Source organism: Pseudomonas sp. H3(2019) (assembly GCF_007713465.1).
Taxonomy (GTDB): Bacteria; Pseudomonadota; Gammaproteobacteria; order Pseudomonadales; family Pseudomonadaceae; genus Aquipseudomonas.
This window is the reverse complement of the sequence record NZ_VMSG01000006.1, coordinates 126,009-147,575: the sequence shown is the minus strand read 5'-3', so window position 1 is coordinate 147,575 and position 21,567 is coordinate 126,009. Positions and strand designations below refer to the sequence as shown.

General features: G+C 60.5%; 15 protein-coding genes. 7 read left to right on the top strand and 8 right to left on the bottom strand.

Features of this window, described 5'->3' with window-relative positions; translation table 11 throughout:
• The first annotated feature begins 7 nt into the window (after window positions 1-7).
• The 3 genes from FPT12_RS08665 to FPT12_RS08655 all read left to right on the top strand — a co-directional run bounded on the left by FPT12_RS08665 (window position 8) and on the right by FPT12_RS08655 (window position 3,417).
• Window positions 8-661, top strand: a complete 654-nt coding sequence (locus tag FPT12_RS08665; protein ID WP_145015737.1) for an ABC transporter permease — start codon at window positions 8-10, stop codon at window positions 659-661.
• On the top strand, window positions 658-1,815 hold the full coding sequence (locus FPT12_RS08660; RefSeq protein WP_145015735.1) for a betaine/proline/choline family ABC transporter ATP-binding protein: 1,158 nt from the start codon (window positions 658-660) through the stop codon (window positions 1,813-1,815). The genes FPT12_RS08665 and FPT12_RS08660 overlap by 4 nt, the downstream gene beginning before the upstream one ends.
• A 438-nt stretch (window positions 1,816-2,253) precedes the next feature.
• Window positions 2,254-3,417, top strand: a complete 1,164-nt coding sequence (locus FPT12_RS08655) for a type III PLP-dependent enzyme (RefSeq protein ID WP_145015733.1) — start codon at window positions 2,254-2,256, stop codon at window positions 3,415-3,417.
• A 96-nt stretch (window positions 3,418-3,513) separates the two neighbouring features.
• On the opposite strand, the gene FPT12_RS08650 is transcribed toward FPT12_RS08655, so the two are convergent.
• Window positions 3,514-4,266, bottom strand: coding sequence for a tetratricopeptide repeat protein (locus FPT12_RS08650; protein ID WP_145015731.1), 753 nt, complete (start codon window positions 4,264-4,266; stop codon window positions 3,514-3,516).
• Between the two features lie 2 nt (window positions 4,267-4,268).
• Window positions 4,269-4,949, bottom strand: coding sequence for a Fe2+-dependent dioxygenase (locus tag FPT12_RS08645; RefSeq protein ID WP_145015729.1), 681 nt, complete (start codon window positions 4,947-4,949; stop codon window positions 4,269-4,271).
• Between the two features lie 206 nt (window positions 4,950-5,155).
• On the opposite strand from FPT12_RS08645, the gene FPT12_RS08640 reads away from it, so the two are divergent.
• Both FPT12_RS08640 and FPT12_RS08635 read left to right on the top strand, forming a co-directional pair.
• The gene (locus FPT12_RS08640; RefSeq protein ID WP_145015727.1) at window positions 5,156-7,453 is read left to right on the top strand and encodes a TonB-dependent siderophore receptor; all 2,298 of its coding nucleotides are present in this window, start codon (window positions 5,156-5,158) and stop codon (window positions 7,451-7,453) included.
• Between the two features lie 146 nt (window positions 7,454-7,599).
• Window positions 7,600-10,131: a sulfite reductase flavoprotein subunit alpha gene (locus FPT12_RS08635; RefSeq protein WP_145015725.1), complete on the top strand. Its 2,532-nt coding sequence runs from the start codon at window positions 7,600-7,602 to the stop codon at window positions 10,129-10,131.
• A 79-nt stretch (window positions 10,132-10,210) separates the two neighbouring features.
• Here FPT12_RS08635 and FPT12_RS08630 read toward each other — a convergent pair whose 3' ends face one another.
• From FPT12_RS08630 to ptsP, 3 genes are read right to left on the bottom strand one after another with little or no spacing between them, the layout of a single operon-like run.
• Window positions 10,211-11,950 carry a PTS fructose-like transporter subunit IIB gene (locus tag FPT12_RS08630; RefSeq protein WP_145015723.1) on the bottom strand — a complete coding sequence of 580 codons (1,740 nt, stop codon included), beginning with the start codon at window positions 11,948-11,950 and terminating at the stop codon, window positions 10,211-10,213.
• An 11-nt stretch (window positions 11,951-11,961) separates the two neighbouring features.
• The gene (gene pfkB / locus FPT12_RS08625) at window positions 11,962-12,909 is read right to left on the bottom strand and encodes a 1-phosphofructokinase (protein ID WP_145015721.1); all 948 of its coding nucleotides are present in this window, start codon (window positions 12,907-12,909) and stop codon (window positions 11,962-11,964) included.
• On the bottom strand, window positions 12,909-15,770 hold the full coding sequence (gene ptsP / locus FPT12_RS08620; protein ID WP_145015719.1) for a phosphoenolpyruvate--protein phosphotransferase: 2,862 nt from the start codon (window positions 15,768-15,770) through the stop codon (window positions 12,909-12,911). Before ptsP ends, pfkB begins: the two co-directional genes overlap by 1 nt.
• Before the next feature lie 306 nt (window positions 15,771-16,076).
• On the opposite strand from ptsP, the gene cra reads away from it, so the two are divergent.
• Window positions 16,077-17,072, top strand: coding sequence for a catabolite repressor/activator (cra, locus tag FPT12_RS08615; RefSeq protein WP_145015717.1), 996 nt, complete (start codon window positions 16,077-16,079; stop codon window positions 17,070-17,072).
• Between the two features lie 3 nt (window positions 17,073-17,075).
• Window positions 17,076-17,852, top strand: coding sequence for a TatD family hydrolase (locus tag FPT12_RS08610; RefSeq protein WP_145015715.1), 777 nt, complete (start codon window positions 17,076-17,078; stop codon window positions 17,850-17,852).
• A gap of 28 nt (window positions 17,853-17,880) precedes the next feature.
• On the opposite strand, the gene FPT12_RS08605 is transcribed toward FPT12_RS08610, so the two are convergent.
• From FPT12_RS08605 to ampD, 3 genes are all read right to left on the bottom strand, one after another.
• Complete coding sequence (locus FPT12_RS08605; RefSeq protein WP_145015713.1) at window positions 17,881-19,911, bottom strand: methyl-accepting chemotaxis protein; 2,031 nt, start codon at window positions 19,909-19,911, stop codon at window positions 17,881-17,883.
• Window positions 19,912-20,109: 198 nt separating this feature from the next.
• Window positions 20,110-20,946: a regulatory signaling modulator protein AmpE gene (gene ampE / locus FPT12_RS08600; RefSeq protein WP_145015711.1), complete on the bottom strand. Its 837-nt coding sequence runs from the start codon at window positions 20,944-20,946 to the stop codon at window positions 20,110-20,112.
• Window positions 20,943-21,503 carry a 1,6-anhydro-N-acetylmuramyl-L-alanine amidase AmpD gene (ampD, locus tag FPT12_RS08595; protein ID WP_054594054.1) on the bottom strand — a complete coding sequence of 187 codons (561 nt, stop codon included), beginning with the start codon at window positions 21,501-21,503 and terminating at the stop codon, window positions 20,943-20,945. The genes ampE and ampD overlap by 4 nt, the downstream gene beginning before the upstream one ends.
• Window positions 21,504-21,567: the final 64 nt, after the last annotated feature.

Sequence of the window (21,567 nt, the reverse complement as noted above, 5' to 3'; positions counted from 1 at the left end):
AAAAGCCATGGAATTTCTCAACGCCTTTTCCCACCTGGACTGGCCACTCGTCCTGCACCTGACCTGGCAACACATCGCCCTGGTCGGCATCGCCGTGACCCTGGCGATTGTGGTCGGCGTGCCGCTGGGCATTCTGATGACGCGCTTCCCGACGCTGGCCGGTCCCTTGCAAGCCAGCGCCACGGTGCTGCTAACCATTCCGTCGATTGCGCTGTTTGGTCTGCTGCTGCCGTTCTACTCGAAATTCGGCCAGGGCCTGGGGCCGATGCCGGCCATCACCGCAGTGTTTCTGTATTCCCTGCTGCCGATCATGCGTAACACCTACCTGGCGCTGACCGGCGTCGAACCCGGCATTCGCGAAGCAGCCCGGGGCATCGGCATGACCTTCGGCCAACGCCTGCGCATGGTCGAGTTACCGATTGCGGTGCCGGTGATCCTCGCCGGCGTGCGCACCGCCGTGGTCATGAACATCGGCGTCATGACTATCGCCGCCACCATCGGCGCCGGTGGTCTGGGCGTACTGATCCTCGCTGCCATCAGCCGCAGCGACATGTCGATGCTGATCGTCGGCGCAGTGCTGGTCAGTCTACTGGCGATCTTCGCCGACTTGCTTCTGCAAAGGCTGCAACGTTCGCTGACTCCAAAAGGACTCCTCAAATGATCGAACTTCAAAACCTCAGCAAAACCTTTCACAGCAACGGCAAAGATGTGAAAGCCGTGGACTCGGTAAGCCTGATCGTCAATGAAGGCGAGATTTGCGTGTTCCTCGGCCCATCGGGTTGCGGCAAAAGCACTACGTTGAAAATGATCAACCGGTTGATCAAACCGACTTCGGGCAAAATCCTGATCAACGGCGAAGACACCACCGACCTCGACGCAGTGACGCTGCGCCGCAACATCGGTTATGTGATCCAGCAGATCGGCCTGTTCCCGAACATGACCATCGAGGAAAACATCACCATCGTGCCGCGTCTGCTCGGTTGGGACAAACAGCAATGCCACAACCGAGCCCGCGAGTTGATGAGCATGATCAAGCTCGAACCCAAGCAGTATCTGAGCCGCTACCCGCGTGAACTGTCCGGTGGCCAGCAACAGCGGATCGGCGTGATCCGCGCCCTCGCCGCTGACGCCCCGCTGCTGTTGATGGATGAACCGTTCGGCGCAGTCGATCCGATCAACCGCGAGATGATCCAGAACGAGTTCTTCGAGATGCAGCGGGCGCTGGGCAAGACCGTGATCATGGTCAGCCACGACATCGACGAAGCGATCAAGCTCGGCGACAAGATCGCGATCTTCCGTGGCGGCAAGTTGATCCAGGTCGATCACCCGGACACCCTGCTCGCGCACCCGGCGGATGACTTCGTCAGCAACTTCGTCGGCCAGGACAGCACGCTCAAGCGTCTGTTGCTGGTCAAGGCCGAAGACGCGGCGGACAACGCGCCGTCGGTCAGCCCGCAAACCCCGGTGGCCGAAGCGCTGGAACTGATGGACGAACTCGACCGCCGCTACGTGGTGGTCACCTGCGCCGACAACAAGGCCCTGGGCTACGTGCGTCGCCGCGACCTGCACCGTCAGACCGGCAATTGCGCGCAATACCTGCGCGAGTTCAACGCTACGGCCGCCTATGACGAGCACCTGCGAATCCTGTTGTCGCGCATGTACGAGTTCAACCGCTCGTGGCTGCCGGTGATGGACGCCGAGCGGGTATTCCTCGGTGAAGTGACGCAGGAGTCGATTGCCGAGTACCTGAGCTCCGGACGCTCGCGGGGTGGCAAGACCAGCATTGTTTCGCCTGCCGAGGTTGCGTTGGCCTGACGGACGCCATCGCGAGCAAGCTCGCTCCCACAGGAATCTCCACCGTCCTGTGGGAGCGAGCTTGCTCGCGATTGGGGCACCACAAATGCTTCAGAAACACCTCAAATGTCCCTTTACGGGGAACATCACATTGTCATGCAGGTCAGTTACATCAATAGCTGACCAGGACCGCACGACGGATGCGTGCAAAAACGCGACATTTTTTGTTGATCTCAAGGCCCTCACGCCCTAAAGTTCGCGCCGAACGTCCATGCTGGAAACGATCCATCCGGCTCAAGTACTGACGACGAGACAGCAAGGCCAAGGGAAGCACCATTTCCCATGGCCTTTTTGCTTTCGGCGACATGCCTTGGGAAGTAGGCGAACCAAAGTGGGGATACGGAGGACGTTCATTTGCACCCATTTATTTACGCTGTTTGCCAGTAGGAGCTCCCAAGTATGTCGATTCAGGTCGAAGACTATTTCGCGCGCGAAACCTTTCAGAAAATGAAGGCCTTCGCCGACAAACAAGAAACCCCGTTCGTGGTGATCGACACCGCGATGATCGCCCAGGCCTATGACGACCTGCGCGCCGGTTTCGAATTTGCCAAGGTTTACTACGCGGTCAAGGCCAACCCGGCCGTCGAGATCATCGACCTGCTGAAAGAGAAAGGGTCGAGCTTCGACATCGCCTCGATCTACGAGCTGGACAAAGTGCTGGGCCGCGGCGTAACCCCGGACCGCATCAGCTACGGCAACACCATCAAGAAATCCAAGGACATTCGCTACTTCTTCGAGAAGGGCGTGCGTCTGTATGCCACCGACTCCGAAGCCGACCTGCGCAACATCGCCAAGGCGGCACCGGGCTCGAAAGTCTATGTGCGTATCCTGACCGAAGGCTCGACCACCGCTGACTGGCCTTTGTCGCGCAAATTCGGCTGCCAGACCGACATGGCCATGGACCTGCTGATCCTCGCTCGCGACCTGGGCCTGGTGCCTTACGGCATCTCCTTCCACGTTGGCTCGCAGCAGCGCGACATCAGTGTCTGGGACGCGGCGATCGCCAAGGTCAAAGTGATCTTCGAACGTCTGAAAGAAGAAGACGGCATCCACCTGAAGCTGATCAACATGGGCGGCGGCTTCCCGGCCAACTACATTACCCGCACCAACAGCCTGGAAACCTACGCCGAAGAAATCATCCGTTTCCTCAAGGAAGACTTCGGTGACGACCTGCCGGAAATCATCCTCGAGCCGGGCCGTTCGCTGATCGCCAACGCCGGCATCCTGGTCAGCGAAGTGGTGTTGGTCGCACGTAAATCCCGTACCGCCGTCGAGCGTTGGGTGTACACGGATGTGGGCAAGTTCTCCGGCCTGATCGAAACCATGGACGAAGCCATCAAGTTCCCGATCTGGACCGAGAAGAAAGGCGAGATGGAAGAAGTGGTCATCGCCGGCCCGACCTGCGACAGCGCCGACATCATGTACGAAAACTACAAGTACGGCCTGCCACTGAACCTGGCCATCGGTGACCGCCTGTACTGGCTGTCCACCGGCGCGTACACCACCAGCTACAGCGCCGTTGAGTTCAATGGCTTCCCGCCACTGAAGTCGTTCTACGTTTAAGCGCAGATCGCTGTAAGCAAAAAGCCCATGACTCGTCATGGGCTTTTTTGTGCCTGAATGATCGTTACCACGCGGAGCGTGGGAACAATCCATACCTTAGTCCGTCAACTCGGTCGCCCGTCGCTGATAATCCGTGGCCAACGCCCGGATTTGTGGATCGCTCGCACTCAACAGCGCCGTGCCTGCCACTCCCAAGAACTTCAAATTTCCACCCGCCAACGCCTTGCGCAACCAAGTCAGCGCTTCCTCGATTTGCCCTTGGTCGGCCAGCACCGCCGCATAACTGAACTGCCCCCGAAAGTCCCCGCCCTCGGCCGAATGCCGATACCAGTCCATCGCGGCGACAGGGTCTGCCGGGCAGAATCGTCCCTCTTCCAGATAGCGCCCCAGCAGGTTCATCGACTTGACGTGGCCCAGTTCAGCGGCGCGGCGATAAAGATTCAGGGCTTGCGCCTGATCCTCGATTACACCGCGTCCGGTGGCCAGCAGGTTGGCGTAGTTGTACATCGCCCAGTCCAGCCCGGCGTCGGCGGCGCAGCGATAATGCCCCGCTGCGACCGTGGCGTCGGCATTACAGCCCCAGCCATGTTCATGACAGCGACCGAGCATGTTGCGCGCCATCAGATGCCCGCCGTTGGCGGCGATCTCGAACCAGCGCAAGGCCAGCGCCTGGTCCTTGGCGATCCCCTGCCCTTCGAGCAGGATTTGACCGAGCAAGGCCTGGGCGTCGAGGATCCCGGCCTTCGCGGCAATCAGGATTGCCTGAGCGGCACGGGCCGGACTTTCGGCGAGCATCACGCTGAGTTGATCGCCGTCGAGGACTTCCTCGCGGCGCAGTCGATAGCTCACGGTTACACCTCGACCCAGCGGCGCAGCAGGTTGTGATAGGTGCCGGTCAGGCGAATCAGTGATGGGTGATCCGGCATGTCCCGGGTCAGTTGCTGGATCGCCTCGTCCATCTCGAACAGCAAGGCGCGCTGGCTGTCTTCGCGAACCAGGCTTTGGGTCCAGAAGAATGAGGCATAGCGTGTGCCGCGAGTCACCGCGTTGACCTTGTGCAGGCTGGTGCCCGGATAGAGCACCAGGTCACCGGCCGGTAATTTCACTCGTTGGGTACCGAAGGTGTCCTGGATTTCCAGCTCGCCGCCGTCGTACTCGTCCGGGTCGCTGAAGAACAATGTCGACGACAGGTCGGTGCGAACGCGCTCGATGCTGCCCTTGGGCTGACGCACCGCGTTGTCGATATGAAAGTCAAAACTGCCCCCCGCCGTGTAGCAGTTGAGCAGCGGTGGGAAGACTTTGTGCGGTAACGCCGCTGACATGAATCGCGGATGTTTCCACAACCGTTCAAGCATCGCCGCACCAATTTCCTGGGCCAGCGGGTGACCTTGCGACAGTTGCAGGTTGTGCTTGGCCTTGGCCGACTGAAAACCAGCGGTGATCTTGCCGTCCGCCCAGTCAGCCTGCTCCAGAGCCTCGCGAATGCGCTGCACCTCTTCGCGGGAGAACAAGCCGGGAATATGCAGCAGCATGGGTCGATACCTGAGGGCAAAGGGACGTCAATGGTATTGATTCTTATTAGCAATGTAAAATCGCTCTGACGAATGAGTCCGCAAAACCCGTAAGGAAAAGCCGTAAAGAATGTAAATTCAATGCAAATAGCAATATATCGCAATTGATACAAATACCTGTTTAGCCTATATTCCGCCGCCTCAAACCCTGGGGAGGGGAATTCACAATGTCACGCCAACTACCACAATCACCGGTCAGCTCACCGCGTTTACTCGCCTCTGCAATTGGCGTGGCGATCACTGCCAGCTCTGCAGCGCACATGGCTTACGCGACAGAAAAGACCGACGATAAAGCGCCGCGCAATGCGATTTCCCTCGATGCCACCAGCGTTACCGGCGAAGCTCAGGACTCCACCTCTTACCAGGTCGAAAAAGCCTCCTCACAGAAGTACACCGCGCCGTTGGTCGATACCCCGCGCTCGGTCACTGTGGTTCCGCAGCAAGTGCTCAAAGACACCGCAGCCACTTCGCTGCAAGATGCGCTGCGCACCGTACCAGGCATCACCTTTGGTGCCGGTGAAGGCGGCAACCCGCAGGGCGATCGCCCGTTCATTCGCGGCTTCGATGCCCAGGGCGATACCTATCTGGACGGCGTTCGCGATACTGGCGGACAGACCCGCGAGATCTTCGACATCGAATCGATCGAAGTCAGCAAAGGCCCCAACTCCACGTTCGGTGGTCGCGGCTCGGCCGGCGGTAGCCTGAACCTGGTGAGCAAGACGCCCAAGCAGCAAGACTTCACCAACGGCGGCTTCACCTACGGCTCTGACCAGACCCGCCGTTATGTACTCGACGTGAACCGTCAGTTCCTCGACAACGCGGCGTTCCGTTTGAACCTGATGAGCCACGAGCAGAACGTCGCCGGTCGTGACGCGATCAACTACGACCGTTGGGGTGTGGCGCCGTCGCTGACCTTTGGTCTCGGTACGCCGACCCGCGTCAACCTCAGCTACTACCACATGGAAAGCAATGACCTGCCGGACTCGGGTATTCCCTACGGTTACAGCAACAACGGTGCTAAAACACCGCACGTCCACGACAAGCCTGACGATGGCGGCGACAGCAGCAACTTCTACGGTCTCAAAAACCGGGACTTTCGCAAGACCCGTGCGGACATCAGCACACTCTCCATCGAACACGACCTCAACGACAACATGACGCTGAAAAATACTCTGCGTCATGGCAATACCGGCCAGGATTATGTCCTCACCCAGCCGGACGACAGCCAGCACAACGTCAATCAGTTCGGGACTGTCTGGCGTCGCGCCAACTCCCGCGTGTCCAATACTTCGACCACTACCAACCAGACCGACCTGTTCGGTGAGTTCCAGGCACTGGGCTTCAAGAACAACTACTCCACCGGTCTTGAAATCACCCGTGAAACAAGCTCGGTTTCAGGCTACACCGTCAGCCCGAACAGCAACCCGGCGGGCGGCTGCAAACCAGGCATGGTCGGTACCGGTAACGGCAGCTGCACTTCGCTGAGTAATCCGAACCCGAATGACGGCTGGACCGGTACTGTTGCGCGCAACTACGCCGGCACCGATACCAGCGCCAACACTCGTGCGGCCTATGTGTTCGACACCATCGAGCTCGACCCGCAATGGCTGGTGAACCTCGGCGCGCGTTACGACACATTCGACACCCAGGCCAAGAACACCACCACCGGTAAAACCAGCAACGACAGCCAGTTCTGGAACTGGCAGGCGGGCCTGGTCTGGAATCCACTGGAAAACGGCAGTGTCTACGCGTCCTACGCCACTTCCGCAACACCGCCAGGTGCGATGCTCAACGAAGGCTCCGACGGTAACCCGCTGACCGCTGGCAACAGCACCCTTCAAAGCGACCTGGAACCGGAAACCACCAAAAACTACGAGTTGGGCACCAAGTGGGATGTCTTCCACAACCGTGTCTCGCTGACCGCTGCGATCTTCCGCACCGAGAAAGAAAACTCCCGTGTTCTGGTGTCCAACAACACCTATGAAAACGCCGGTACTTCACGCGTTGACGGCCTTGAGCTGTCGGCCAGCGGCAAGATCACTGACAAGTGGCAAGTGTTCGCCGGTTACAGCTACCTGAAGAGCGAGTTGGTCGACCCAGGTCTGACCGGACGTAACGGTGCAATCACGGCTGGCGCGGCATCGGCCAAAGGCAACGAAATGCCGAACACGCCGAAGAACAGTTTCAGCCTCTGGACCACCTATGAAGTAATGCCGAAGCTGACCGTCGGTGGCGGCGCCTTCTACGTCGACGAGGTTTACGGCGATACCGCCAACACCGTGTACGTACCGTCCTATACCCGATACGACGCCATGGCCAGTTACAAGCTGACCAAAAACGTCGACCTGCAGCTGAACGTGCAGAACCTGACGGACGTGACGTACTACGACAAAGCCTACGCGGCGCATTTCGCCAACCAGGCGGCAGGCCGTACCGCCTTGCTCACCACCAACTTCCACTTCTGACAAAGAACGAAGTCGTCAAGCCCCGCCCATCACAATGAGCGGGGCTTTTGCGTGTAAAAAAGAATGTTTCTCGACAACTCACGGCATAATGCGCGCCGTGACGTTTCTTATTGAACAAACAGTTTTAGACGAACAAGGCGGTCGACGTGTTGAAGAAAACCCTGTTCCAGCTGCACTGGTTCTTCGGCATCAGTGCGGGTCTGGTGCTGGCCTTGATGGGCATTACCGGTGCGGCGGTGTCGTTTCAGGATGAGATCCTGCGGGCACTGAACCCACAGGTCCTGCAGGTCGAGAAGCAGGTGGCCGGCGTACTGCCGCCGGCGGATCTGGTGGCCAGGGTCGAGGCTGCCGAGGGCAAGAAAGTCGCGATGCTTTGGGTCGAAACCGAGAGCGGCTTTGCGGCACGCGTGTTCTTCACCCCGCCGCCGGGCGAGCGCCGTGGCCAGATGCGCTACGTCGACCCGTATACCGGCGACTACATGGGCGATGCCGTCGGCCAGGACTTTTTTGGCCTGATGCTGCAACTGCATCGTTTCCTGGCGATGGGCGACACCGGCCGACAAATTACCGGTGCCTGCACACTGATTCTGATTTTCTTCTGCCTGTCCGGGCTCTACCTGCGCTGGCCCCGTCAGGTGGCGAGCTGGCGTGCCTGGCTGACCCTCGACTGGGCGAAAAAAGGTCGCAGCTTCAACTGGGACCTGCACTCGGTCGCGGGCACCTGGTGCTTGCTGGTTTATTTGTTGGCCGCGCTGACCGGGCTGTCCTGGTCCTATGAGTGGTACAACAAGGGCCTGAGCAAACTGCTGTCCGACGCACCGCAAAACGAACGCGCCAGACCGGGGCGTGGTGCACCGCTACCGGCCGGCCCCGCGCCGACCGCCGATTACAATGCAATCTGGAGCAGCATCTACAGCGCCGCCGGGCCGGGCCTGAGCGCCTATAACGTGCGCATGCCACCGGTGGCCGGACAACCGGCCACCGTGTTCTATCTGTTGAAAAACTCACCCCATGACCGGGCACTGAACCAGATCACTCTCGACCCGGCCACCGGTGTTATCAGCCGTCATGATCGCTACGGCGACAAGAGCTTCAAGGCACAACTGTTGACCAGCCTCTATGCGCTGCACGTTGGCAGTTACTTCGGTCTCGTTGGGCGAATTGTGCTGACCCTGGCTTCGTTGACCATGCCGCTGTTCTTCATCACTGGCTGGTTGTTGTACCTGGACCGTCGGCGCAAGAAACGTCAGATCAAAAACGCCCGTAAAGACCTGGTGCAAACCACCAGCGATGTACCGGCATGGCTGATCGGCTTTGCCAGTCAGAGCGGTTTTGCCGAACAGTTGGCCTGGCAGACCGCCAGCCAATTGCAGGCCGCCGGGCTGCCGGTAAAGGTGCAACCGCTGGCGGCCGTCAGCGAGCAGGACCTGCGCGATTCAAGCCATGCGCTGTTCGTGGTCAGCACCTTTGGCGACGGCGAAGCACCGGACAGCGCCCGTGGTTTCGAGCGCAAGGTACTCGGTCGGGCGCTGAGCCTTTCGCGCCTGAACTACGCCGTGCTTGGCCTCGGTGATCGACAGTACCAACACTTCTGCGGCTTCGCCAAACGCCTGCACAGCTGGCTGGCGGAACACGGTGGCACCACGCTGTTCGCCCCGGTGGAAGTCGACAGCGGCGACCCGTACGCCCTGCGTCATTGGCAGCAGCAACTCTGTCAACTGACCGGACAGCCACCAGTCGATACCTGGAAAGCCCCGAGCTACAACAACTGGACCTTGAGCAAGCGCGAACTGCTCAACCCCGACAGCAGCGGCGCCGACGTTTACCTGCTGGGCCTGACGGCACCTGACACCAGCAGTTGGCTGGCCGGAGACCTGGTTGAAGTGTTACCGCGCAACTGCCGGGGCGCGATTGAACAGTTCCTTGAAGGACTGGGCATCGCCGGCAACAGTCGGGTGCAAATCAATGGCGTGCAGGAAACCCTTGAACACGCCTTGGCCAGCCGTCAGTTGCCGGAGAATCGCGTGCACCTGGTCGGGCTGCATGCCCAGGCGTTGGTCGACGCGCTGGTGCCATTGGCCATGCGCGAATACTCGATCGCCTCGATTGCCGCCGACGGCGTGCTCGAACTGCTGGTTCGTCAGGAGTGCCATACGGATGGGCGTCTGGGCGTCGGCTCCGGTTGGCTGACCGAATACGCGCCATTGGGCTCTGCCATCAGCCTGCGAGTACGGCGCAACAGCGGCTTCCATCTGCCGGCCACGCCCGTGCCAATGATTCTGCTGGGCAATGGCACTGGGTTGGCTGGCCTGCGCAGCTTGCTCAAGGCACGAATTGCCGATGGCCAGACACGCAACTGGCTGCTGTTTGGCGAACGCAATCGCGAGCATGACTTCCTCTGTCGCGATGAGCTTGAGGGATGGTTGATCGAAGGTGATCTGGAGCGGCTGGACCTGGCGTTTTCGCGGGATCAGGCCGAGAAAATCTACGTTCAGGATCGCCTGCGCCAACGCGCCATCGAGCTGAAAAAATGGCTGGCCGACGGTGCATCGCTCTACATCTGCGGCAGCCTGCAAGGGATGGCGTCAGGCGTGGATCAAGTGCTCAACGAAGTGCTCGGTGTTGATGAAGTCGAGCGATTGATCGAGCAAGGCAGATATCGGCGCGACGTCTACTGACAGCCCGAACCTGCGGCAGCTCCTTGAGGGGTACTTTGAGCTGCCGAAGGTTCGGGCCGCGTTCGGACGATCTTTTGATCTATGCGTTGGCCGGTTCCAACGCCAACTCGGCGACTTCCGGGCGCTTGACCACTGCATAGACCACCGCTGTCAGCAAACTCCCGGCAACAATCGCCAGCAAGTACAGCAGCGCATGGTTGATCGCATTCGGGATCAGCATCACGAACAGCCCACCGTGAGGCGCCATCAGTTTGCAGCCGAAATACATCGACAGCGCACCAGCCAGTGCACCGCCGGCGATGCTCGCCGGGATCACTCGCAGCGGGTCCTTGGCGGCGAACGGAATCGCCCCTTCAGAGATAAAGCACAGCCCCAGCACCAAGGCAGCTTTACCCGCTTCGCGCTCGGTCTGGGCAAACTTGCGCCGGGCGATGAACGTGGCGATACCCAGGCCAATCGGCGGCACCATGCCAGCGGCCATGGTCGCGGCCATCGGTGCATAACTTTGCGATGCCAGCAGCCCCACCGAGAACGCATAAGCGGCCTTGTTGATCGGCCCGCCGAGGTCGACGCACATCATACCGCCGAGCAATACCCCCAGCAGGATCGCGTTGGTAGTGCCCATGCTGTCGAGGAAATGCGTCAGGCTTTCCAGCAGTCCGGCGACCGGTTTACCGACCACATAGATCATCACCAGGCCGGTGAACAGACTCGCCAGCAACGGGATGATCAGAATCGGTTTCAGCGCTTCCAGACTTTGCGGCAGGCGTGCATAACGGTTGATCGCCTGCGCCGCATAGCCGGCGATGAAACCGGCAATGATCCCGCCGATAAAACCGGCGCCCAAGGTACTCGCCAACAGGCCACCGATCATCCCTGGCGCCAGGCCAGGACGGTCAGCAATCGAGTAGGCGATGTAACCCGCCAGCAACGGCACCATCAACTTGAACGCGGTATCGCCACCGATCTGCATCAGTGCCGCCGCCAGCGTGCCCGGTTCCTTGAACGCGGTGATGCCGAAGACAAACGACAACGCGATCATCAACCCCCCGGCCACGACCATCGGCAGCATGAACGAGACGCCCGTCAGCAGGTGTTTGTAGACCCCGGTTTTCTCTTTCTTGGCCGGGCCTTGGGCGCCGCTCGACGCGGTTTCCTGCGTGCCTTCGGCCAACGCTTTGTTGAGCGTGGCCTCGGCCTGTTTCAGGGCGATGCCGGTGCCGCAGCGGTAAATCTTCTTGCCGGCAAAGCGCTCGGTGGCGACTTCGATGTCTGCCGCCAACAGCACCACATCGGCATCCGCGATGGCTTGCGCGCTCAACGGATTGCGGGCGCCGACCGAGCCCTGGGTTTCCACCTGCAAGTCATAACCCAGACGCTTGGCCGCCTGCTGCAAGGCTTCGGCCGCCATAAAGGTATGGGCGACACCGGTCGGGCACGCAGTGACCGCCACCAGACGCGGCGCAGTTTTGCTGACAGTTGCGGGTTCGACGACGGCTTGCGGGGCGACGTAGATTTGGGCTGCTTCAGCACCACGGCGCAGCACTGCATCGACGTCTTGCAGGGCTTGGGACGGCGTGCTCTGGAACACCCGCTTGCCGACAAACCGCGACATATCCACAGTCCCGGTGCTGACCAGCAACACCCACTCGGCGTCTTCCAGGGTCGCGGCGGACAGCTGGCGTTCCGGGTGCGCGGCATCATGCACTTCAACGCAGGTCATCCAGCCCTGACGCTGCGCGGCGGCATCGAGCAAACGCGCGCACAGCACACTGGTAACCATGCCATTCGGGCAGGCAGTAACAATGGCTAACTTCATGACCAACCCTCTTATTGTTCTGTCAGGGGGCGCACGCGCACCCCCTGTTCGAGCTGCGCCAGTTGCGCAGCGTCACCGATACCGAAACCGAAACCGATCTGCGTGACGGCCATGGCGGCAATCGCGGTGGCGGTGCGCAAGGTCTGTTCAGGCGTATCGGCACTGAGCAATCCGTGGAGCATGCCTGCCAGCAACGAATCGCCTGCGCCCACCGTACTGACAACACTGACCCTGGGTGGCGTGGCGTGCATCGCCGAGCCGACACTGAACCAGTTGACGCCCTCGGCACCGTGGGAAATCACCACGTGTTCGATACCATGAGCGTGCAAACGACTCGCCGCTTCGGCTTGTGCCCCCACCGAAACCACCTCGCGGTCCAGCGCCTCGGACAGCTCTTCGGTGTTCGGTTTGATCAGCCACGGTCCCGCCGACAGCCCGGCACGCAAGGCTTCGCCGCTGGTGTCGAGGGCGACTTTCAAACCCCGCGACTTGAGGCGCAGCAACAACCCGTGCAACCACTGCGCGCTGACACCACGTGGCAAACTGCCGGCGACCACCACTGCATCATGGCCGATGGTGATCTGATCCAGACGATCGAGCAACGCCTGCTGCGCGGCCGAACTGACCACCGGCCCCGGACCATTGAGGTCAGTGATGCGTCCGTCCGCTTCCGCCAGTTTGATGTTACTGCGAGTCTCGCCGGGAACGCGGATGAAGGCGTCGACAAACCCGCGTTTGGCGAACAGCGCTTCGAACGCCTGAAGATTGTCCTCACCGAGAAAACCGCTGACCGTCAGCTGATGCCCGAGGTCTGCAAGCACCTGCGCCACATTGATGCCCTTGCCGGCGGCGTGCGTGTGCATGGCGTCGCTGCGATTGACCTGACCAGGTTCCAGACGCGGCAACTGAACGGTGAGGTCCAGCGCCGGGTTTAGGGTCAGGGTTAGGATTTTGGCCATTACAGAGCCTCCACTAATGCGCGCACTTCATTCGCGCTGCCCACGGCCAGAGCCTGTTGGGCCAGATGTTTTACCTGCGCAAGACTCAGCTCACGAACCCGTGCCTTGACCTCGCCGATGCTGCGCGCCGAAACGCTCAACTCATCCACACCCAGGCCGACCAACACCGGTACCGCCAGCGGGTCTGCCGCCAGTTCGCCACACACGCCAACCCATTTGCCATGGGCATGGGCGGCACGCACCGTGATGTCAATCAGTTGCAACACCGCCGGGTGCAAGCCATCGGCCTGGGCCGACAGGGTCGGATGACCGCGGTCGATGGCCAGGGTGTATTGGGTCAGGTCATTGGTACCGACGCTGAAGAAGTCGACTTCCTTGGCCAGAACAGGCGCCAGCAAGGCCGCCGACGGCACTTCGATCATGATCCCCAGTTGCAGGTCCGCCACCGGGATTTCCAGACGCAGGCGCTCGGTCATGTCCCGCGCCTGACGCCATTCGTCAACACTGCCGACCATCGGAAACATGATCCGCAACGGGCGGTTGTCGGCGGCGCGCAGCAAGGCACGCAACTGCGCTTCCATGATCTGCGGACGTTGCAACGTCAGGCGAATGCCACGTACGCCGAGGAACGGGTTTTCCTCCTTGGCAATCGGCCAGTACGGCAACGGCTTGTCACCGCCAACATCCAAAGTCCGCACCACCAGCGGCCGCCCGGCCAGGCCATCGAGCACCCGACGGTATTCGACTTCTTGAGTGGCTTCGTCCGGCGCTTGCGGATGGGCCATGAAAATCAGTTCGGTGCGCAGCAGGCCAATCCCTTCAGCGCCCTGCTCGACCGCGCTGACCACACCGGCGCTTTCGCCGACGTTGGCGAATACTTCGACCGCATGGCCGTCAGTGGTCAGCGCCGGTTGGTGACGCTGGGCCGCGGCCGCTTGCAGGCGTTGTTCGCGGTTGTCACGTTCCTCAAAGGCACGCTGCAACGTCGCCGCATCGGCGTCGACATGCAGCCGACCACGCTGGCCATCGAGCAGCAATGGCGTGCCCGACGCTAGCCGCAACACCGCCGCGCCAGCACCGACCAGCGCCGGAATACCCAAGGCCCGAGCGACGATCGCGCTGTGGGCAGTGGCACCGCCGCGCGCGGTAAGAATGCCGGCCACCCGCGTCGGATCAAGACGTGCGACATCCGAAGGTCCGACTTCATCCATCACCAGAATGTATGGCTGATCAGGTTCGCTCGGGGTCTCGATGCCGCACAGTTGCGCCAGCACCCGCCGACCAATATCACGCAAGTCCGCTGCGCGTTCGGCGAGCAAGGCGTCCTGCAAGGATTCCTGTTGTCTGGCTGCCGCGTCGATCACCGCCATCCACGCCGCTTCAGCGCTTTCGCCTTGCTTGAGGCGAGTGTCGACTTCGTCGGTCAGTTCCGGGTCATCGAGCATTTCCTGGTGGGTGATGAAAATCTCGCGAATGGCTTTGGCCTTGCTGCGCTGGATCAGCCCTTCGATATCGCGGCGAACATCGGCCAGGGAGGTTTTCAGACGCTCGCGTTCGATCGCCGTGGACTCGCCGCGCAACGGGTATTCGATCGCTTGCTGCACCTGAATATGCGCTGGCCCGATGGCAATCCCCGGCGCAGCAGCGATGGCCTGAATCACGCTGCCGGAGGCGGGGGCAACCACGACGTCAGAGATTTCGTCGATGACCTCGCTCTTTGCACTCACCGTCGGCAACGGTTCGATGTCTTCGCCCAGGCCTTCTTCGATAGCCCTCAGCAGCGCCGGCAACACATCGGCGGCGATGCTCGGCTCGGCAATCAACTCCAACACCTGGCCGCGACGGGCGCCGAGGCTGAGCAGTTTGCTCAAGCTCTTCGCCGACACGGCGCTGTCCTGGCCGTCGACGATGCGGATGCGGATCTCGCCTTCAAAACTCTTCGCCAATTGCGCAAGGATCTTCGCTGGCCGCGCGTGCAAACCGTGGGCGTTGGCCAAGGCAATACGGGCACTCGGCCAATCGGCCGGCAATTCGCCGCCCAGTACTTCCAGCACCGCACGACGGCTGGTGGCGCGACCGAGTTCGTGACCACGGCCTTCAATCAGCAAGGCGCAAAGGCGTTCAAGCAAGGCCTGATGCGCCTCGCCAAGGCTGGCCAGACAAAACAGCCCGCTCAGTGGCTGGCCAAGGTAACGAATCGGTTTGTCCGGGGTGACGAAGGCCAGACCCGGGCGCTTGACCGTTTGTTCGCTGTGCAGCCACCACAGGCCATCACCCAGCGGCAGCGCTTCAACCTGCTGCAAGACTGCAGAAAAACCATTGCTCACGCAGTCGGCCTGACGCAACAACCGTGCGCCACGCCAGACCAGCTCTTCGAAGTCGTCGGCGGAGACACCCAGGCCGATCATTTGCGCATCCAGCGCCAGCTCTTGCGGCGCGCCTTGCAGCAGTTTCAGCAAGGCTTCGGCGCTACTGGCGCGGCGCAAGGCCTGGCCCAGATCGGTTTCGCCGAGGGCCCGGGTCAGCAATTGCAGCAGGCGCAAATGCTCGTCGGATTTGGCGGCGATACCGATCGCCAGATAGACGATGTGACCGTCGCCCCAATCCACCCCTTCGGGGAATTGCAGCAAACGCACGCCGGTGGTGTGCACCAGATCGCGGGTATCGGGGGTTCCGTGGGGGATCGCAATACCTTGGCCGAGAAAGGTCGAACCCTGGGCTTCACGCGCCTGCAAGCCGCTGAGGTAACCCTCGGCCACCAGGCCATCGGAGACCAGTTGGTCGGCCAACAAACGCAATGCGGCGGCTTTATCCACAGCCGACTGGCCCATGGATATCTGCTCTATAGTGAGCTCGAGCATGCTTTCTCCTTTTTGGCGCGGAGTCGCGCCAGGTATTGTTTTGATTGAATCAGTTTAGGCTTTATTCAGAGCACTCTTTTTCAGAGCATCCTTCGTCGGTTTCGCGGCAGAACCGGCAAAAAGAGCCAATAGCGAAGAAAATACGCTTGCTGAAACGTTTAATCTAGATGAGTTGGCACGTTACTCGATAATCTCCCAACCTTGAAGTCCAACTTGTCGGATGCGTTGTGACATGGGGCGCCTGCCGTAATCGGGTAGGATTGGACAAAATGTCGGGGCAAGCTCGAAAAAACAAGGAAATCCCGGTTGAAACTCAGTGATATCGCCCAGTTGGCCGGTGTGTCTGTCACCACCGCCAGCTATGTCATCAATGGCAAGGCCGAACAACAGCGCATCAGCAACGCCACCGTCGAGCGCGTGCGCGCGGTGGTCGAACAACATGGCTTTACGCCTAACCCTCAAGCGGCCGGGTTGCGCAGTCGGCACACCCGCACCCTGGGCTTCATTCTGCCGGACCTGGAAAACCCCAGTTACGCGCGGATCGCCAAGCTCCTCGAACAGGGTGCCCGGGCACGTGGCTATCAGTTGCTGATTGCCAGCTCCGACGATGCGCCGGAGAGCGAGCGCCAGTTGCTCAAGCTGTTTCGCGCACGGCGTTGCGATGCATTGATCGTCGCCAGCTGCCTGCCGGCCGGCGATGACAGCTATCGCCAGTTGCAAGCCAAGGGCTTGCCGATCATTGCCATTGACCGGGTCATGGAGCCTGAATATTTCTGCTCGGTGATCAGCGATGATTGCGAAGCCAGCCTGAACCTCACCCGCAGCCTGTTGCAGCCACAGCCCAAGCAGATTGCACTGATCGGTGCGCGACCCGAACTGAGCATCAGCCAGGAGCGTACCGCCGGCTTCAAACAGGCTCTGATCGACTTCAAGGGCGAAGTCCTGATCGAACACGGCGAGGCGTTCAGCCGCGACTGCGGTCGACAACTGATGAAAGAATTGCTGCAACGCCTCGGCCATTTGCCGGATGCGTTGGTGACGACGTCCTACGTGCTGCTTCAAGGCGTGTTCGATGCCTTGCACGACTTCCCGTTGAAAACCCGCCCGTTGCGCCTCGGCACGTTTGGTGACACGCAGTTGCTGGACTTCCTGCCGCTGCCGGTCAACGCCATGGCCCAGCAGCATCAATTGATCGCCGATAAAGTCCTGCAACTGGCGCTCGCGGCGATTGAAGAAGACCATTACCAACCCGGCGTGCAGGCCATCGCGCGGACCTTCAAACAGCGTATTCGCCAGGACTGAAACGTGGAGCTGATCGACAGCCACACTCATCTGGACTTTCCGGATTTCGACCCGGACCGCCAGGCGCTGCTGGCTCAAAGCCGCGCCTTGGGTGTGAAGCGGATGGTGGTGCTGGGGGTTTATCAGCGCAATTGGCAGCGGGTCTGGGATCTGGTGCAAAGCGATCCTGACCTGCATGCCGCGTTTGGCCTGCACCCGGTCTATGTCGATGAGCATCGTCCCGCTGACCTGACTGAGCTGGCGGACTGGCTGACGCGTCTGGCCGGCCATCGGCAACTGTGCGCCGTGGGCGAAATTGGCCTGGATTACTTTCTTGAGGACCTGGACCGCGAACGCCAGCAAGCGCTGTTTGACGCACAACTGCAACTGGCGGCCGACTTCCAGTTGCCGGCCCTGCTGCATGTGCGGCGCAGCCATGCGGCGGTGATTGCGACCTTGAAACGCTTCAGGCTAAAACGCGCCGGCATCATCCACGCCTTTGCCGGCAGCCAGGAAGAGGCCCGCGAATACCTCAAGCTCGGTTTCAAACTGGGATTGGGCGGTGCGGCAACCTGGCCACAAGCCTTGCGCATGCACAAAGTGATCGCCGGTTTGCCACTGGAGTCGGTCGTGCTGGAAACCGATTCACCGGACATGGCGCCCGCCATGTACCCCGGACAACGCAACAGCCCTGCTCACCTGCCGGCGATTTGCGCGGCACTGGCGCAGATCATGGCCATCAGCCCCGAACAACTGGCCGCCGCCAGCACCGCCAACGCCTGCGAGCTGTTCAACTGGTAATCCGTCGGTTTGCGGCGGCCGGTAATCGTCAAACCCTGAACGCGCTGATCAAGTGCTTCAACTGCACCACTTGGGCCGACAGTGCACGGCTGGCGTTTTCGGTCTGGTGCGCACCTTCGGCAGTGCGTTCGCCGGCCCGGTTGATCTCGACAATGTTCTGGTCGATATCGTGGGCCACCGCGGTTTGCTGCTCGACTGCCGCAGCAATTTGCTGATTCTGATCGACGATCATGCCCACCGCGCCGAGGATGTTTTCCAGGGCTTGCTGGACCTTTTCCGACTGACCGACCGTGCCACTGGCCATCTGGTGACTGACGCCCATGGCCTTCACCGCGGCGCCAACGCCACCGTGCAGCCTGGTAATCATCTGCTCGATTTCTTCGGTCGATTGCTGGGTACGTTTGGCCAGGGTGCGGACCTCATCGGCCACCACCGCAAAGCCCCGTCCCTGCTCACCCGCACGGGCGGCCTCGATGGCCGCGTTGAGCGCCAGCAGGTTGGTCTGCTCGGCGATGCTCTTGATCACTTCCAGCACGCGACTGATGGACTGGCTGTCGCTGGCCAGTTGATTGATTACCAGCACTGACGAGTCGATCTCGCTGGCCAGTTGCGCAATGCTGCCTTGTTGCGACTCGACCAACCCGCGCCCGCTAATGGTTTCATCGTTGACACTGTGGGCGCTGCTGACGGCAGCCGCCGCACTGCGCGCAACTTCCTGAGCGGTGGCCGACATCTGGTTCATCGCCGTAGCGACTTGCTCGATCTGCGTACGCTGACCAGCCACCGCCTGATTGCTCCGGGCCGACACCGTTTCCACCTGACTCGCCTGACGCTCCACCTCGTTGACGGTCTTGCCAACCAACTCGATCAGGTCATGGATCTTGGCCACGGTGCCATTGAAGACGTTGCCCAACTCACCCAACTCATCACGGCTGTGGGCGGTAAACGTGATGGTCATGTCACCGGCCGCCACCTTGTCCATGACTCCGCCGAGACGCTTGAGGGTGGTGCGGGTGGAGGCATAGAAACCGCCGTAGAGGTAAAAAATCAGCACGAACACTACCGACAGTGCCACCGCCCGCAGCACCATGTGCGTGCGGTTCTGTTCCAGACGTTGCTGCAATTGAACGCCGAGAAACTTAAGCGTCGCGTCATTCAGTTGATAGGTCTTGTCCATCAGCCCGGTGACCTGATCGTAAAAACCCTGCCAGGGTTTATCGAGGGTATCGGCCACCACCACTTGCTCTTCAAACAGCTCGCTGGCTTGCTTGAGTGTGGCTTTGCTGACATTGGCCGAGGGTTCCAGCACCTCACGCGCCGCTTTGCCGGCAGCCAGCGCGTCCTGCAACTTCAGGGCGTATTCGGCCTGAAGCTTGTCGATCTGCACCAGCAGCTCATCGAACCGGGTGCTCGAAGCGGAATTGATAAACCCCTGCCCCAGCGAGTAGGCCCCCATCGCCCGGCCTTCGCCGAGGGTTTGCGTCACACGCGGGGTAACGTTGGTGATCAACTCACTCAATTGGCGCAAATCACTCTGGTTGTCACGACTCAGGCCAGCCTGGCTGGCGATGATCTGACTGAAAATCTGCGCATTGCCGAGCAGCTTGCCGATCAGCGCGCTTTTGCTCTGCAGGGACGTCTCCGCTTGTTGAGCCTTGAACGCGGTAATCATTTCATCGCGCTTGCCATCAAAAACGCTGACCTGCTCAGGATCGATGGTCGTCGCGGTCAGGCTTTGCAGGCGCGCTAGCACGCTCCGCTCAAGGGCGCTGATTTTCGACTCGGTATCTCCCGCCTTGCCAGACTGGCCGAGGGTCGCGTTGATCTGTACCAGGTTGTTCAGGGTTTCCAGATCCCGCCGTAGCGTCTGCCCACTGCCCAACAGGTCGAGGCTTTGCAACTCGACCTGGGTGCCCTGGAATTCGCGATACGAATCGCGAACCAGATAGAAATTGGTCACCAGCATGGGGAAGAAAAACAGCACGCTGATCAGGCTGAACTTCATGCCGAAGTTCAGGCGATTCATCAGCGCAACGGCGGGATAGAGCAAACTCTTCACGGACGTCCCCCTTTCATTTCTTATTTTTTTGGGCAGGCACGCAGATGCAGCAGATAGCCACTATGGCGTGCTGCTTCTGTATAGCTCAAATCGAAAGGAGGTTTTGTAACTTAAGGTTAACAGCTAGAGCGCACGCGCACCTGTAGCAGCCGCCGAAGGCTGCTACAAGGCTGCGATCTTTTCGGGGTTATACAGAAATCAGGGCAGCACGGTCCAAATGGCAAATCCGGCATACCAGACCACCGCCGCCCGCAGCAGCAGTTCCCAGATCTGATCCAGGTTTTGAACCCCTTCAGGCCCCGCCACAGGTGCCGGAATCTCCCCCGCCACCACGCCGACGTTCTCGATCAGCTGCGCAGCGCTGATATTCCAGTTCAACAATTCATGGAGCATCACCCGGCTGACCGCGACGAAGTTGCCGACCAAAGCAAAACTCGCGGCCAACAAACGCACCGGCAGCCAGTCAAAGGCATGTCGCAAGTGTGCGGCGCGCTCGACCACCGTCGGGTTCTTGCCATGTTCGGCCGCCAGGGCCAGCAAGCGATAACTCAAGGCCGCCACCGGACCGAGCAGGAAGTACCAGAAAATCACTGCAAAAAAACTCTGATAAGCCTGCCACAGCAAATGGGCTTGAACCTTCTGCAGCAACTGCTCGCCGCTGTCGGCGCAAATATCCAGGTCACGTTTGGCGACAAGCGCCGCCGCTTGCAGGTCTTCCCGGCGCCAGGCATCACGAAACGGTCCCAGGCCACCGAGCAAATCACCACGGCCCAAGCTATAAATCACCACCAGCAAATGCACCGGCAAGGCCAACAAGCCATAGGCCACCGGCTCCAGTACCAGCAACAAAAGGCCGAGTAACGCCACTGGGAACAGCACCAGCAATGCCAGTACCAGCCAAGGCCGATTCGCAAGCTTTGGGCTGGCTTCATAGTTGGCCAGCTCCCGCAGCCATCCACTGTCGCGCTGAACTTGATGACGCAAGGCCGAAAACTTCTCGATCCAGACCGCCAGCAGTAACACCAGAAAACTCATTGTGCTTCCCCTTTTTCCAGAGCCCCGCGATAGCGTGCCCAGTCGAACGCCGGCCCCGGATCCGTCTTGCGCCCGGGTGCGATATCGCTATGCCCCTGGATACGTGAATGGGTGATGGCTGTAAACGTAGACTGCAATTGGCGGGTCAAGGCAATCAGCGCGTGATATTGAGCCTCGGTGAACGGCAGATCATCAGTGCCTTCAAGCTCGATGCCAAGGGAGAAATCGTTACAGCCTTCGCGTCCCTCAAACCGGGAAACGCCTGCGTGCCACGCCCGATCAAGACAAGAGACAAACTGTGTGATCGCGCCGTCACGCTCGATCAGAAAATGTGCAGACACACGCAAGTCGGCAATCCCTTCAAAGTAAGGGTGCTCGGTGACATCCAGGCGGTTCTGAAAAAATTCCTGCACCTTGCCCGTCGCGAACTGCGCCGGTGGCAGGCTGATGTTGTGGATCACCAGCAAGGAGATTTCGCCCGTGGGGCGCGCATTGAAGTTGGGGGACGGGCAATGGCGCACGCCTTCAAACCAACCGCTCGCGGGGTCCAACTGCATACAGGCTCCTTCAATGACGGCTCTGATGGGCTCCAGTATGCCGTGATCACCCCTCAGGTTGCGA